Raw genomic sequence first — 15,114 nt, 5'->3', positions numbered from 1 at the left:
GAGTATAGATTAAGATTCGGAAAGGGGAGATAAATTGAACCATACGGTAAGTCCGCTGATCGAAAAAAGCGGCGCGTTTCAGGATGTTTTGAATTGTATCCGGGGAGGGCAGCTGCCTTGCTCGGTTTTTGGCGTTACGCCCCACGCAAAGGCATATTTTGCAGATGCGGTAGCACACGCAGCGCAAAAACAGGTGCTGTGTATTACGTCCACAGAGCAGGCGGCGCGGGAAAACGCTGCGGCAGCGGGCGTGCTTTTTCCTGACAATGAGCTGACGCTGCGCAATGCAGAAGCAAAGGGGCGCGAGGAGGAACTTGTGCGCGTGGGCGTAATGAAAAATGCGGCCCACACCAAAGAGCCGGTGTTTTTGTCGATCAATGCGTTTTTAGGACGGGTAGTGCCCCGGCAGCATTTTAAAGATGCTTGCCTGATGCTTTCGTCAGGGAAAAGCTATGACGGGGAAACTCTCTTAAGCACGCTTGCACAAAATGGCTATGAGCGGGTGGGAACGGTATATTCGCGCGGCGAGTTTGCGCGGCGCGGGGAGATACTGGATATTTATCCGTCCGACAGCAGGCTGCCGATCCGTATCACTTTTTTTGACGACGAAATTGAAACGATCAGGACTTTTGACAGCGAAACGCAGAAATCGGTGGGAAAACCGATGAAGGAATATCTGTTTCCGCCTGCGCGCGAGGTCGTGCTCTCAGAGGACGCAAAGGATAAACTGTTTACGTATCTGAAAAAACAGGATAACCAGGCGCTCGCGGAAAAGATCATGACGGAAGTGGAGGCGTACGGCAATTTTGACAATGCGGATACCTTTTTGCCGGTGATGTTCGAGCCTGCGTTTATTTCTGACTATTTCCCCGGCTGCATTTTGCTTTTTGACGATTTTGACCGTATTTACAGCGAGGCAAAACGTATCCTCGTGGAGTTTGCGGATATGCACGCAAACCTGATGAAAGAAAACGAGGCCTTTGGCGCGCAGGGCGAAAGCATGGGGGATATCAGAACGCTCATCAAAAAGCGCGAAGCGGATATCATCGATATGGCGGCGGGAAAAAATGCGCGGCTCAAAACCGTCTGCGAGGCGGATATGGATATGCACGCGGCAGTGGAATACCGCGGGCATATGGAGAATTTTTCGCGCAGCATCAAAGAACGCAGGGAACATGGCTATACGGTGCGTATTTTTGCGGGAGGCAAGGCGCAGGCGCTTTCTGGGGCGCTCGGCGAATTTGACGTGATTGCGCCGGTGGAGAAAACACCGCAGGCTCCTGTCAGCATCAGCGAAGAATATGTTTCCTATGGATTCGAGATACCCTCCGCAAAGACGATTGTATTCGGGGCAAACGACGTATATGGCAGGCTGAAAAAAACGGTCTCCAAAAAACACGCGCGTAAAGCGGAGGATGATATTTTCAGCGATCTTTCGCCCGGCGATTATGTGGTGCACGATATCCATGGAAAAGGAAAGTACCTTGGCCTGAAAACCCTCGAGGCAGGCGGTAACGTCGCGGAATACATGGAGCTCGAGTACCGCGGGGGCGATAAGCTTTACATCCCTACGGCGCAGATTGACCGCGTGCAGAAGTATATCGGCAGCGAGGATGCGCCGCCGCAGCTTTCGAAGCTTGGCGGCAAGGAGTGGGAGACTGCGAAAACGAAAGCGCGCGAATCCGCCCTTAAGCTGGCGTTTGATCTTGTGGATCTTTATGCGCAGCGTTTCGAAACCAAAGGGCACGCGTTTTCAGAGGATACGGTCTGGCAGAAACAGTTTGAAGACGCTTTTGAATATGAAGAAACAGAAGGACAGCTTGAAAGCGTAGAGCAGATCAAAAAGGATATGGAATCTCCCAAGGTGATGGACAGGCTGCTTTTGGGAGACGTTGGCTACGGCAAGACGGAGGTCGCGATGCGCGCGGCCATGAAAGCCGTAATGGACGGCAAGCAGGTCGCCGTACTTGTACCGACTACGCTGCTTGCGCGCCAGCACCTCAAAACGTTCCGGGAACGATTCCGGGATTTTCCGGTTACGGTCGCGGGGATATCGCGTTTTTCAAAATCCCACCATAAGCAGGTGCTTGAAGATTTGCGGCGGGGAAAAATCGATATCATCATCGGTACGCACCGGTTGCTTTCAAACGATGTGGTTTTCAATAACCTTGGATTGCTGATCGTGGATGAGGAACAGCGCTTTGGCGTGTCCCATAAAGAAAAAATCAAGCTTTTGAAGCAGAGTGTGGACGTACTCACGCTTTCCGCCACGCCCATTCCGCGCACGCTGGAAATGTCGCTGGTGGGAATCAGGGACATGAGCACGCTCGATACGCCGCCCTCCATGCGCAAGCAGCCGTATTCTTACGTAATGCGCTATTCGGACGGCCTGCTGCGCGATGCGGTCATGCGGGAGATAAACCGCGGAGGGCAGGTTTACTTTGTGTGCAGGCAGATACGCGAAATGGATCAGCTGATCGCGGACGTCAAACGAAACGTACCGGAGGCAAGGGTTGCCGCAGCGCACGGGCAGATGGGCGAAAAAGAAATGGAGCGCGTGATCGGCGGGTTTATCGACGGTGAATTTGATGTGCTCGTATGCACCACGATCATCGAAAACGGAATCGATATTCCTTCTGTGAATACGATCATCGTTTATGAGGCGGATAAGTTCGGGCTTTCGCAGCTTTACCAGTTAAAAGGGCGGGTAGGGCGCTCGGACCAGAACGCCTACGCCTATTTTACCTATCTTGGCGATGGAACGATGAAGGAAGATGCCGCAAAACGGATGGCGGCGATTCGTGAGTTTACGCAGCTTGGCAGCGGGTTCAAGATCGCAATGCGCGATTTGCAGATACGCGGTGCGGGAAACCTTCTGGGACCGGAACAAAGCGGGCATATGGCCACTGTCGGATATGCGATGTATTGTAAAATTATGCGGGAGGCCGTGGCTACGGCAAAGGGCAAGCCTGTGGCTGCGGAATTTGAGACGGCTGTAGAGCTCAATGTGCCGGCTTACATACCGGACAGTTATATCAGCAACCAAACCGACAAAATGGATCTTTACAAGCTGATTTCAAAAATCAAAACGCTTGCGGATGCAAAAGCGATCGCCAAGGAAATTACGGACCGCTATGGCAAGATACCAAAAGAGGTAAATAACCTGATCATCACTGCAGCAATCAGGAGCTACGCAGCCGCTGCGGGAATGGGCAGCGTGATCAAAAAGCCCGGCGGCATCGAGCTCAAATATTCTGAGACGGTGCAGCCGAATGTAAAAAAAGTGTTAAAACTTGTAGGCGGATATGGAAAAAATGTTATACTGAGACCGTCGACGCCGCCGGTAATTGTGTACCAGACGCCAAACGGGTTCGACGCCAAAGCGTTTATGGAATTTTTGAGTGGGTTGAGGCTGCACAAAAAACGCTGATACAAGGCGCTCATGTAACAGATTTGTGGATTGCAAAACGTGCGGTGTTCTTGTATAATATATCCATTGTGGATTTTGGCCGGAAGGCCGGGAGGAGAGGAACAATACAAATATGAGTATATTGAAGAAAATCATGGTTACGGGAGTGAGCGTTGTTTTATGCGCCGCACTTTTCGTATCATGCTCTATGGTATCGGTCAACACAGATAAAGACCGTGCGCAGGTTGTGGCGAACGTCAACGGTACGGATGTGACGAAAGCACAGGTGATGGATCTTGTGGATATGCAGCTCAGCATGATCTATGGGATGACCAAGGAACAGTTTATTTCCCAGTATGGCGAGGAGCAATGGAAGAAGTTCAAGGAATCAACGCTCGATATGGTTATCCGCACGGAGCTTACCATCCAGCAGGCGCAAAAGGACGGCTTTTATGATGATTCCGACGAAAACAAGGCCAAGGTGAAGGCGGATATCGAACAGAAGATCGAAGAACGCAGGCAGCAGGTGCAGGAGCAGGCCGACAAAGACGATACGGTCACCGATAAGGAAGCCTATGTAAACGAGCAGATGGAGCAATACCTGAAAGGGTACGGTTATGACGATATTGATCAGGCTGTGATCGATACGATCAAAACCGATGCGGTGAACGCTGAGAACGATAAGATCAAAGCTGAAGTGAGCTATACGGAGGACGAGGCGAAAGCCTATTACGACGAGCAGCTGACAGAGCAGCAGGCGAAGATCGACGAGGATGCGTCAAATTATGCGTCCTACTCTTCAGGAATATCGGTCTACCGTCCGCAGGGATCGCGTTTTATCAAGAACCTGCTGATCGGTTTGCCGGAGGACGCGCAGTCGCAAATTTCCAACCTCAGGAAGAGCGGGGATGACGAAGGCGCGGATAAGCTCCTGAATGAAGAACTGGCGAAGATCAAATCACAGGCGGACGGTGCGCTTGCACGGGCGAAGGCAGGCGAGGATTTTGATGCGCTGATCGAAGAGCTTGGCACAGATTCCGGTATGAAGCAGGAACCCGCAAAAACGCAGGGTTATGTGGTATATGAAGGCTCCAATTACGTGGAAGCGTTTGAGAAAGCGGCAATGGCACTGCCGGCTGCAGGGGCAATATCAGAGCTTGTACCGACGGATTACGGTTATCACATCCTGCAGTACGTAGGAGATGCGGGCGGCGCGGTTCCGTTTGATGAAATCAAAGACACCATCATGGAAAAGAAGCTGACCGAAGTGCAAAATAAGCATCAGGAAGATAAGTTCCTCGAGTGGGAGGAAGCGTCCGACATCAAGAAATATACAGACAGGCTTTCCACATTTGAAGGATAAGCAATAACAGGAAAACCAATGAAGAGGCTGTCCCGGAAAGAAAACCCGGGACAGCCTCTTTTTATTTTGAGAGGTCTGGTTGGCAGCGATGATCATTACAGCTTGACATAGTATCGACTGTCGATATATAATCAATATATCGATGACCGATATAAAAGGAGGATTGAAAGATGCCTGTAGACAGAAGTTTACTGACAGGAAGCACCGCGATGCTTGTTTTGAAATTACTGGAAAGTAAGGATATGTACGGGTATGAAATGATCGAGCAGCTGGGAGAGAGGTCGCAAAATGTATTTTCCCTCAAGGCAGGAACCTTGTATCCGTTGCTGCACGACCTTGAAGTAAAGGGTATGGTGGAATCTTATGACTGCGATGGTCATGGACGGGTTCGCAAGTACTATAAACTCACAAACGACGGGCGCAGGCTGCTGGAAAACAAAAAAAAAGAGTGGCATGAGTTTTCTTCCGCAGTAACGGGCGTGTTGAAGGGCGGTGCGCATTGTGAACAAACCTGATCGCATTACAAATTACGTAGATACCGTTTGCGGGCAAATCCGCTGGAAAAAGGCCCGTCCGGTGGTTGGGGACGAGCTTGAGACGCATATCCTGGATCAACGGGACGCATTTATTCGCGGCGGGAAAGACGTGGATACGGCGACAACCGACGCGATTGCCGAAATGGGCGACGCAGTGACTGTTGGAACGATGCTCGACCGATCCTACCGCCCGCATCTGGACTGGAAAATCCTTGGATGTATGCTGGCAATCGTGCTTTGCAGCTGCCTGCTGTCGGCGTTGCTTTGGCGATCGGGATACTACTATACGGATATGATCGCGCCGTATTTTGGTATGGTGGGATTTTATGTGGCGCTGGCGTTGCCCTTTTGCCTGATAGACTTTACCTGCTATGCGAAAATACCCCGGATACTGTTTTTCGCTTTGGCAGCCTGCCTTGCTTTGAGCGGTGCGGGAGTAATGATATTTTGGCGGACAGAAGCGCTTGCAATGGCTTTTTTGCCGTTTGCAAGCCTGTTGATGCTGTTCCACATGCGCGGCGGCGGTTACCGCAAATTTTTGCGCTGCTGCCTGTTGTTTGTGGTGCTGCCCTGCGTCGGCTGCTTTCTTTTCCTCTATTTCAGGTATTATGGATATGCGTACGACTCATGGAGGATATGGGCGGTGACCGAAAATTTTATCGTGTTCGTTTTGAGCAGCATTGCGATGATGACGATTTGCGTATGCTGCGGGTTCTTTGGCGTGAACAGGAGAAAAGCACTGCTTACGCTTATTATCCCTACGGCGGTATTTGTGGCGTTGTTTCTGGTTTATTCTAATCTGGTACAGCAGTATGACAGTACCCAGGGATATAGCCCCATGGATTCTGCGCGGGAAATGCTGCGAAATACCGTATGGCTTGGCCAAGGGAACGAGGTGACCGATTCTTTTACTGAAAATGACGTGACACGGCTGATTTACCGAGTTGGCTGGCTGCCGTTTTTCGCGATGCTGGCTGCGGTGGCCGGTTTTTACGCTTATTTATTGAAGCAGTGTATCCGCCAGAGAAGTATGCTGGGACGCTCTCTTTCCCTGATGGGATGGGCGGCGCTATTAATCCCAACGGCGCTTGGGGTGTTGAACGCGGTCGGCCTGATGCCGAACGCCTTTGACGTGATACCGTTTTTCAGCACGGATACCAGCCTTTATGCCTGCATTGTGCTTGGGCTTATGTGCAGTATCTTCCGCAATGGGGAAATAGTACGCGATTACAGGATAAAGGCGGTTGCCTGACCGGCCCGCATATGAATATGACAAAGATTGTTTTCAATATGGCTTGGCATTGTTGCGCCGTCAGGAATGGAACCTGACCAGGTATTACATGTTTGACGAAAAATGATTGCGGGTATCTTTGAAATATCGTATGATTGTATCAAATTGTAATAAAAGGAGAACGGACGATGGATCAGGTTGTTTTTTGCCAAAGCTGCGGTATGCCGCTCGAAAGCGACGATGTAAAGGGAACGGAAAAAGATGGAAGTAAATCGGAGTGCTATTGTAGTTATTGTTACCAGAACGGCGGTTTTACGCAGGACATAACAATGGATGAGATGATAGAAATCAATCTAAACTATCTTGACGAATGGAATAAAGGCGCGGAGCAAAAAGTGACGGTTGAGCAGGCGCGTGAACAGCTCAGGCAGTTTTTGCCCACGCTTAAAAGATGGCAGCCGTAAGGATGTAAGAAAAAAGCTTGACATTGCCGCCCGCTGCGGCGTAAAAGGGATGCCGGCGCATCCCTTTTTTTGTTGCGAAAAAGCGGAATTGACAGCATCGTGGCAGCATATGGCGCGCTTGCAAATGGAACGGGAAACAGCTATAATCTTATTGCAGTTTGCCAAAATGGTTGCGTAGCAGGCATTTATTGGAAACTGCTATGCAGCGAACCTTTACGGCGGCGCAGCCATGCGGCTCTATAAGTTAATATGCTGTAAAAAGTACAGGACAATGAAAAACTCACTGGAGAGCGGGCGGCACATGACACAAACGCAAAAAAATTTTGTAAAAGGGGCGGCGATCCTTGGAGCGGCCGGATTGATCGTAAAGATTATCGGTGTTTTTTTCAGGATACCGCTTACCAATATCATCGGTACGGAGGGGCTTGGCTACTACCAGCTTGCGTATCCGATTTATACGCTGTTTGTGACAATTTCAACGGCTGGCCTGCCGGCTGCAATATCCAAGCTGATTTCCGAGCGGGTGGCGAAGGGAGACTACGCCGGGGCGCATTATACTTTTCAGGTTGCGCGGCGTTTGTTTGTTGCGCTGGGAATAATAATGGCGGTGCTCATGTTTATCCTTTCGCCCATGATTGCCGAACTCCAGAAAACCGCGCCTGCTGTTTATTCGCTTATGGCGATTTCTCCGGCGTTGTTCTTTATTTCGGTATTATCGGCTTACAGAGGCTACTTCCAGGGCCTTCAATATATGGTGCCAACTGCTGTATCACAGTTGGTAGAACAGTTTGGAAAGCTCACCGTTGGGCTGATTTTGGCATATGCTTTGGTGAGCATAACAGGCAGGCCGGAGCTGGGCGCGATGGGCGCCCTTATCGGTGTGGCGATCGAAGAAGCTGCGGCGCTCGTATATATCATGGCCGTTTACCGGAAGAAAAAAGGGGAGATTTTGTCAAAGGCCGCAGGGCTTGATCCCAGGGGGGCCTCCAGGGAATGGAAACCCATCCTGAAACGGGTGCTGAAGTTTGCGATACCAGTGACGCTCGGCGCATGCGTCATGCCGATCGTCATGGCGCTCGATTCGGTAATCGTTTCACGTGTTTTGCAGGATATCGGCTATGCGCAAAAAACTGCAACCGCAATGTATGGCGTGCTTACCGGAGTGGTAAACCCGCTTATTAATCTACCGGCGGTACTGTCGCTTGCGCTTGCAATGAGCCTTGTACCGGCGATCTCCCAGTCGCAGTCCGAGGGCGACGGCAGGGAAGTGAAGGGAAAATCCTCCTTTGGCTTGAAGCTTGCGGTTTTGGTAGGACTTCCCGCGACGACAGGCTTTCTTATTCTGGGACAGCCGATTATTCAAATGCTGTATCATAACGTACAGGGAAGCGAGCTTGTGATGGCGACAGGCCTGCTGCAACTGCTTGCGACAGGGGTGTTGTTCCTGACGCTGCTTCAGACGATGACTGGCGTGCTGCAGGGGCTTGGGAAACCGATGCTTCCCGTTTACAGCCTGATTGTGGGGGCTGTAGTCAAGGTGGTCGTGACGATCACGCTGATGCGTATTCCGCAGGTAGGCATCTATGGTGCGGCGGTCGGCACGATTGCATGTTACGCCGTTGCAGCAGTGATGAATATTGTTTTTGTTGTACGGGGAACCGGTTTCCGCCTGGATTTTATGGGGCATATTGGAAAGCCGGTGTTTGCAACGGCGGTGATGGGCGCATGCGCCTGTCTGGTTTATTTTCTCATAGGCGCAACATCCAATACGGCAGGCGTACTTTTGAGCGTTTTTGCGGGCCTTGTTGTTTACATATTGACGCTGCTCTTTACAAAAGGGCTTACAAGAGAAGAACTGAAGCTCGTTCCGGGCGGTGGAAAAATAGAAAAAATTATGATCAGGATAAAGGCGTGGAAATAATATGATTACGATAATTGAGTTGGTTGGAGAATTTGATATGCTGCCGCTTCGTGCGGTGCGGAAAATTGAACAGGCGGACCAGGTGATCCTGCAAAGCGGGCAGGCGGAGTGCGCGCAGGAGCTGGGGACACACTGCGGTAACGTCAGTACGCTTGACGACCTGTATGAAAACGCGGAGGATTTTGATTCGCTGTACGAGGAAGGCGCGCAAAGGATTGAGCAGGCGGCGCAGGGGAAGAATATTGTATTTGGTATTTTGGGCGACGCGGGTACAAACGGTTTTCTGGAAAGATTAAGGAAAATGGGCGCTGAGCTGGAGTTTGTTGCGGAAGGGTGCGCCGTAGCGGCTGCGCTGTGCGCGGCGCGTAATTTGTTTGAGATCGGCGAATATGAGGTGCTGGAGGCCAGGAACCTTGAGGGAGCCATATTTGACACCTGCAAGGCGCTGGTGATAACAGGCATCGACAACAGGAATACCGCAGAGGCGGTAAAGCTTGCGTTCGCCGACTATTACGCGGAGGATACGCAGGGGCTTTTGTATGCAAACGGCAGCTCGCAGGCCGTGAAATTATACGATCTTGACAGGCCGCTTGAAATTGGCAGCGGCGGGGTGTTTATCTTGCCTCCAACTGTGTTATATAAGAAAGAACGCTACGGGCTTTACGACCTTGTACGCATCATGAAGGTGCTTCGCGGTGAAAACGGATGCCCGTGGGACCGGGAACAAACGCATGAAAGCCTGCGGCAGTATCTGCTTGAGGAAGCATACGAAACGGTGGACGCGATTGATGCGGAGGATATCAACGCGCTTTACGACGAACTGGGGGATGTGTTCCTTCAGGTGGTGTTCCATGCAGAGGTGGCGCGCCAGTGCGGGGAATTTGACATCGACGACGTGGCAAGCGCTGTATGCGCAAAAATGATACGCCGCCACCCGCATATTTTTGGAGACGTGCAGGCGGATACGGCAAAGGAAGTGCTCGTAAACTGGGAAGCGATTAAAAAGGAAGAAAAGCAGGCGAAGGATTTTGCGGAAGTTCTGCGGGATGTCCCGCGCTCTATGGGTGCGATGATGCGCGCATACAAGCTCCAGAAAAAGGCTTCCGCAATCGGCTTTGACTGGGACGATCCCATGAAGGCTTTCTTGAAGGTGGAGGAAGAGCTTGCAGAGTGGAAGGCAGAGCTTTGCGGCGGCGACCAGAAGCGCATTGAGGAGGAAGCGGGAGATTTATTGTTTTCAATCGTGAATGTCCTGCGCCTCAAAAAAGCGAATCCGGAGATATGCCTTTCCAAAACCTGCGAAAAGTTTATTGAGCGGCTTTCACTGATGGAAAAGAATTCCGGGACAGGGTTTTCCGGACTTACCCTGGACCAGTTGAACGAGCTATGGGAAAAAGCCAAGAAAAAAGCGTAAAAAAGGCTTAAAACAATGAAAAAATAGGTTGATTTATGGGTTGGATTGTATTATAATCATTTCAGTGTCAAACCGCCGGGCAAGGCTCCCTGCGGAAATTATTAATAATTTTTAAGGAGGGTAAAGTTTTGAATAAGACTGAACTCGTAGCTGCAATCGCGGCAAAAGCTGGTATCTCGAAGAAAGATGCAGATGCTGCATTGAGCGCATTTGCAGATAGCATTATTGACGAAATTAAAAAGGGTGGAAAAGTGCAGATCGTTGGCTTTGGTACATTCGAAGCAAGAAAGCGTGCTGCAAGAACGGGTATCAACCCGCAGACGAAACAGCAGATCAAGATCGCTGCTTCCACAGTTCCGGCTTTCAAGGCTGGCAAGGCGTTCAAAGACGCTGTGAAATAAGCGGTTTTACTAAAAAAGCAAAGACAGCATCCGTACTTTACGGATGCTTTTTTTGTTGTACGGGAATGCAGGCAAATTGATATCGCCAGAAACAGATTGGTTTCGTATGCGCGTATCCGCGCGCAGCAAAACAACATTGAGCAGGGCGAGTGCCATAGGATGCGAGTGCTTTTTTGTGCATGGAAATCATTACAAACGAGTCAGGTTTAAGAACGAGATTGAATCTTTGTATGAAAAAATGTATAATATATTCATCTATGTAATGATGAGGTAACTAAGATTGAGACTGGATAAATATTTAAAAGTATCGCGGCTTATCAAGCGCCGCACGGTGGCACAGTCGGCCTGTGAGGGTGCGCGCGTGCTGGTAAACGGGAAAGCTCAAAAAAGCAGTTATGCGGTAAAAATCGGTGATGAGATCACGATCGAATTTGGTTCGAAGCCGCTTCAGGTGCGCGTGCTTGCGCTTACGGAAACGACCAAAAAACAGGAAGCCGAGGGAATGTACGAGGTGATCGGTTAAGGATGAAACTATGTGCGATCATACTTGCGGCGGGAAGCGGAAGCCGTATGAAGATGGACACCAACAAGGTGTTCATTAAATTTGAGGAACAAAGCGCGGTTGTACGGTGCCTCAAGACATTTGAAGCGACGGGACTGTTTTCAGATATTATAGTGGTTTGCCGCGCAGAAGAGCGCGCTGTGATGGAGCGCAAAGCAGCCAAATATTTAAAGGACAGCAAATATATTTTCTGCGTGGGCGGAAGCGAGCGCCAGTATTCGGTGAGTAATGCGCTTAAGCATGTGCCGGAGGATACGGATATCGTTATGGTGCACGACGCGGCGCGTTGCTTTGTTACGGAGCGCATCATCAGGGATTGCGCCGCAAGCGCGATCCGTTGCGGATCGGGCGTTGCGGGTATTGGGGCGACGGATACGATCAAACGTGCAAAGGACGGCGTGATCATAGAGACGATCCCTCGCGGGGAGCTGGCTATTATCCAGACGCCGCAGGCGTTTGCGAGGGAGTTGATTGTCCGCGCCTACAGGAAAGCGGAGGAAGACGGGTTTCTTGGCACGGATGACGCCTCGCTCGTGGAGCGCATCACCAAAAGTGTTCATATCGTTAAAGGCTCTCCGGACAACATCAAGCTTACGACGCGTACGGACCTTGAAAAAGGGCAGGACATCGCTGCCCGCCAGCAAAACTCGGATATCCGTATCGGAAACGGTTTTGATATGCACGCGTTTGGCGAAGGCCGCAGGCTTGTTCTGGGCGGGGTGGAGATACCGTATGAGTACGGGCTTGTGGGGCATTCCGACGCAGACGTTCTTGTTCACGCGATTATGGACGCGCTTTTGGGCGCGGCGCGTATGGGCGATATCGGCGGGCTTTTTCCCGATACTGATCCCAGATATAAAGATATCTATTCCATTGAGCTGCTTGGCGAGGTAGGCGCAATGCTCAGAAAATATGGTTACCGTGTTGTGAATGTGGACAGCACGCTCATCATGCAGAAACCGAAGATAATGACTTATCGTGAGCAGATGATCGAAAACATTGCGAAAGCGCTTTCGATCTCGCGCACCTATGTCAATGTCAAGGCAAGCACGACGGAGTTTCTCGGCGCTGTGGGGCGCGGAGAGGGAGCCGCCGCGCAGGCGGCGTGCATCCTCCAGAAACAGGATGTATAACAAAGGAAAGGTAGTATGAACAAACATAAAGGGATGACAACGGTAAGGAGGCCGATGAGGCTTTCGCAGGTCAAAAAAAACGAACGGCTGCGCAAAGTGCGGATTGCGCTTCTCATCGCGGCGGTTGCGGCGGGGGTGCTCGCCATTATCCTGTTCGTTTTTCCGCTGATCGAGGACCTTGCGCGGGGCGTGGATCCCACGCTGCGTTATCAACCTAAGGTAGAGGCGAATTTTACGCAGCCGGACGCCGAGCCTACCAAAGAAGAACTGAAAATAAATGAGATTTATTTAAGCGACCGCAGCGAAAACGGTCAGAATATCATGATGAAAAACGAGCCGTACATTGACGGCAACCGCATCATTTTCACGACGCAGATCGCAACCGGCGCGGCCCGTTCCCTTGACGGCGTTGTGATTTACGATACGCAGACGGAAGAGGCGACGATTCTGCCAAACGTACAAAAAGCGTTTGACGATCTCAGGACGCCGGTTATTTCAGGAAATATCGCCGTATGGGTGGATAGCGCATCGGCAGGCGGAGGACGCATTGTCGGATATAATCTGGAGACGAACGAGCAGTTTACAATCAAGGATTACGCATACGCCGCGCCGCGGCTTGCGATCAACGGCGATACGCTTGCATTTATGCAGTGGGCGGGAGATAAGACGCAGCGCCTTTATGTATACAATGTAAATACGCGCGAGGCGGCGACGGTTAAGCTGTATGAAAACGTAGTTGGGAACGGAAACAGTGATGTGGATATTTCCGCAAGCGATATGGTTTGGGCGGAGCGGGACGCCAAGAAGGATCCGGTAGAAAGCGTTTTGAAACGCATTGTGTTCGAAAACGGTGTGGGAAAATACGATAATTACGATTTGGGAAAAACGGTGTATGGGCCAAAGACGAACGGAAAAGATATTGTGTTTGCAACGACAGAGGACGTGCTGAGCGGCAGTTTGATGCTTTCCGTTGCGGGCGGCGAGCCTGTGAAAATAACGGATAATGCGCTTAATTACGATATTGGCGATAACTTTGTGGTATATACCAAGGCGGATGGGATATATATCACCTATACCGACATGCAGGGAACGGAGCAGATTACGAGCGATATCTCAAGGAACCTGCTTGCCAGTGCAAATGGAACCGGAATCTGCTTTTATGATACGACGGATAATGCGGATGTGCTTGACGAGGTCGTAAAATATACGTACATCGAATAGCAAACACGCGGTAGAGGAGAGAACCTGTGGCAAAAATGAAAACACAGTATGTGTGCAGCGAGTGCGGCTATATGAGCGCCAAATGGGCGGGGCAATGCCAGGGCTGCGGCAACTGGAATACGCTGATAGAGGAAGTCGTGGAAACCGCGCCCGCCGGCAGGCAAAGGTCTGCGGCCGCACCGGCGCGCATTGTGACCTTTGACAAAATACCGGCTGAATCCGAAAAACGGTTTCTGACAGGGATCGATGAATTTGACCGCGTGCTCGGCGGCGGCGTTGTTCCGGGCGGGGTGACGCTTGCGGGCGGAGAGCCGGGCATCGGTAAATCTACGCTTTTTTTACAGGTGGCGAAAAAACTGACGGCCTACGGCAACGCGCTTTATGTTTCAGGAGAGGAATCGCCTTCGCAGATCAAAATGCGTGCTCAGCGGCTGGGCATTGCCGACAATATTTATATGATGGCGGAGACCGAAGTGGGAAGCATTCTTGCGGGTGTGGAGCAACTTGCGCCAAAATTTATGATCGTTGACTCCATCCAGACGCTTTACGATGCGAACCTTTCTTCTGCACCGGGCAGCGTGGCCCAGGTGCGGGGGTGTGCGTCGCGCATTGCACAGGCCGCGAAGAAAATGGGCATGGCGGTGTTTATTATCGGCCATGTAACCAAGGAGGGGGCGCTTGCAGGGCCGCGCGTACTGGAACACCTTGTGGATACGGTGCTGTATTTCGAAGGAGAGCGCACCTCGAACCTGCGGATTCTGCGCGCCGTCAAAAACCGTTTTGGCTCCACCGACGAAATCGGCGTATTTGAAATGCGCGATATGGGCATGATGGAGGTGAAAAATCCGACAATGCTTTTCGAGGCGGATTTTGGGCAGGATCTTGATGGGGTGTCGATTTTCGCGGCAACGCAGGGAACGAGGCCCATGCTCCTTGAAATCCAGGCCCTGTGCTCGCATACCCAGCTCAATATTCCAAGGCGGCTGTGCTCTGGAATCGATGCGAACAGGCTCTATATGATCTGCGCTGTTTTGGAAAAGAAAATCGGTTTAAAGTTGTATAACGAGGATATCTTTGTAAATGTCGCAGGGGGGATCAAGGTGCGCGAGCACGCTGCGGACCTGTCCATGGCAATTTCGGTTGTGTCGTCCCTGAGGAGCCTGAGCGTGCCGCGGGACACGGCCTTCATTGGAGAAATTGGGCTTTCAGGCGAAATACGCCATGTGGCTCAGCTTTCCAAGCGTATATCCGAATGCGCAAAGATGGGCGTGAGCCGCGTATTCGTGCCAAAGCAGAGTATTGAAAAAGGAATGAATGCCAAAATAAAGATAGAGGGGGTAAGTACGCTTTCTGACGTATTGGCAAAAGCCTTTTAATAATCTTAATACCATGTTCATATAAAGTACATATTTTTAGAGTATGCTAACATTAGAAAAATAACCTGCTTGCAGGTTCATAT

The 15,114-nt window shown here is 50.9% G+C and carries 12 protein-coding genes; all 12 read left to right on the top strand.

Features of this window, described 5'->3' with window-relative positions; translation table 11 throughout:
* The first annotated feature begins 34 nt into the window (after positions 1 to 34).
* The 12 genes from mfd (at position 35) to radA (ending at position 15,031) form a co-directional block, all read left to right on the top strand.
* Complete coding sequence (gene mfd / locus CHK_RS03685; protein WP_046442688.1) at positions 35 to 3,430, top strand: transcription-repair coupling factor; 3,396 nt, start codon at positions 35 to 37, stop codon at positions 3,428 to 3,430.
* Positions 3,431 to 3,542: 112 nt separating this feature from the next.
* Complete coding sequence (locus CHK_RS03680) at positions 3,543 to 4,772, top strand: peptidylprolyl isomerase (RefSeq protein ID WP_046442687.1); 1,230 nt, start codon at positions 3,543 to 3,545, stop codon at positions 4,770 to 4,772.
* Between the two features lie 170 nt (positions 4,773 to 4,942).
* Entirely contained in the window at positions 4,943 to 5,287 is a 345-nt protein-coding gene (locus CHK_RS03675) for a PadR family transcriptional regulator (protein WP_046442686.1), read from the top strand.
* Positions 5,274 to 6,560 carry a permease prefix domain 1-containing protein gene (locus CHK_RS15545; protein ID WP_052740266.1) on the top strand — a complete coding sequence of 429 codons (1,287 nt, stop codon included), beginning with the start codon at positions 5,274 to 5,276 and terminating at the stop codon, positions 6,558 to 6,560. The genes CHK_RS03675 and CHK_RS15545 overlap by 14 nt, the downstream gene beginning before the upstream one ends.
* Before the next feature lie 167 nt (positions 6,561 to 6,727).
* Complete coding sequence (locus CHK_RS03665; protein WP_046442685.1) at positions 6,728 to 7,003, top strand: zinc ribbon domain-containing protein; 276 nt, start codon at positions 6,728 to 6,730, stop codon at positions 7,001 to 7,003.
* 301 nt (positions 7,004 to 7,304) lie between these two features.
* Complete coding sequence (locus tag CHK_RS03660; RefSeq protein WP_046442684.1) at positions 7,305 to 8,924, top strand: putative polysaccharide biosynthesis protein; 1,620 nt, start codon at positions 7,305 to 7,307, stop codon at positions 8,922 to 8,924.
* Between the two features lies 1 nt (position 8,925).
* Positions 8,926 to 10,338 (top strand): nucleoside triphosphate pyrophosphohydrolase, encoded by a 1,413-nt coding sequence (gene mazG / locus CHK_RS03655; RefSeq protein WP_046442683.1) that lies wholly within the window; start codon positions 8,926 to 8,928, stop codon positions 10,336 to 10,338.
* A 107-nt stretch (positions 10,339 to 10,445) separates the two neighbouring features.
* Positions 10,446 to 10,739 (top strand): HU family DNA-binding protein, encoded by a 294-nt coding sequence (locus CHK_RS03650; protein ID WP_268872440.1) that lies wholly within the window; start codon positions 10,446 to 10,448, stop codon positions 10,737 to 10,739.
* A gap of 280 nt (positions 10,740 to 11,019) precedes the next feature.
* Positions 11,020 to 11,262 (top strand): RNA-binding S4 domain-containing protein, encoded by a 243-nt coding sequence (locus CHK_RS03645; protein ID WP_046442681.1) that lies wholly within the window; start codon positions 11,020 to 11,022, stop codon positions 11,260 to 11,262.
* A 2-nt stretch (positions 11,263 to 11,264) separates the two neighbouring features.
* On the top strand, positions 11,265 to 12,434 hold the full coding sequence (locus CHK_RS03640) for a bifunctional 2-C-methyl-D-erythritol 4-phosphate cytidylyltransferase/2-C-methyl-D-erythritol 2,4-cyclodiphosphate synthase (RefSeq protein WP_046442680.1): 1,170 nt from the start codon (positions 11,265 to 11,267) through the stop codon (positions 12,432 to 12,434).
* 15 nt (positions 12,435 to 12,449) lie between these two features.
* Positions 12,450 to 13,655: a hypothetical protein gene (locus CHK_RS03635; RefSeq protein WP_046442679.1), complete on the top strand. Its 1,206-nt coding sequence runs from the start codon at positions 12,450 to 12,452 to the stop codon at positions 13,653 to 13,655.
* Between the two features lie 35 nt (positions 13,656 to 13,690).
* On the top strand, positions 13,691 to 15,031 hold the full coding sequence (gene radA, locus CHK_RS03630) for a DNA repair protein RadA (RefSeq protein ID WP_235811562.1): 1,341 nt from the start codon (positions 13,691 to 13,693) through the stop codon (positions 15,029 to 15,031).
* Positions 15,032 to 15,114 lie beyond the last annotated feature (83 nt).

This window comes from Christensenella hongkongensis (genome assembly GCF_000981035.1).
GTDB lineage: Bacteria > Bacillota > Clostridia > Christensenellales > Christensenellaceae > Christensenella > Christensenella hongkongensis.
This window is presented reverse-complemented; position numbering and strand designations above follow the sequence as displayed.

Bases quoted from the DNA above. Each gene is read 5' to 3' on its own strand.
- CHK_RS03680 (WP_046442687.1), top strand. From the start codon at position 3,543: ATGAGTATATTGAAGAAAATCATGGTTACGGGAGTGAGCGTTGTTTTA.
- CHK_RS03675 (WP_046442686.1), top strand. From the start codon at position 4,943: ATGCCTGTAGACAGAAGTTTACTGACAGGAAGCACCGCGATGCTTGTT.
- CHK_RS03635 (WP_046442679.1), top strand. From the start codon at position 12,450: ATGAACAAACATAAAGGGATGACAACGGTAAGGAGGCCGATGAGGCTT.
- CHK_RS03640 (WP_046442680.1), top strand. From the start codon at position 11,265: ATGAAACTATGTGCGATCATACTTGCGGCGGGAAGCGGAAGCCGTATG.
- mazG (WP_046442683.1), top strand. From the start codon at position 8,926: ATGATTACGATAATTGAGTTGGTTGGAGAATTTGATATGCTGCCGCTT.
- CHK_RS03665 (WP_046442685.1), top strand. From the start codon at position 6,728: ATGGATCAGGTTGTTTTTTGCCAAAGCTGCGGTATGCCGCTCGAAAGC.
- radA (WP_235811562.1), top strand. From the start codon at position 13,691: ATGAAAACACAGTATGTGTGCAGCGAGTGCGGCTATATGAGCGCCAAA.
- CHK_RS03660 (WP_046442684.1), top strand. From the start codon at position 7,305: ATGACACAAACGCAAAAAAATTTTGTAAAAGGGGCGGCGATCCTTGGA.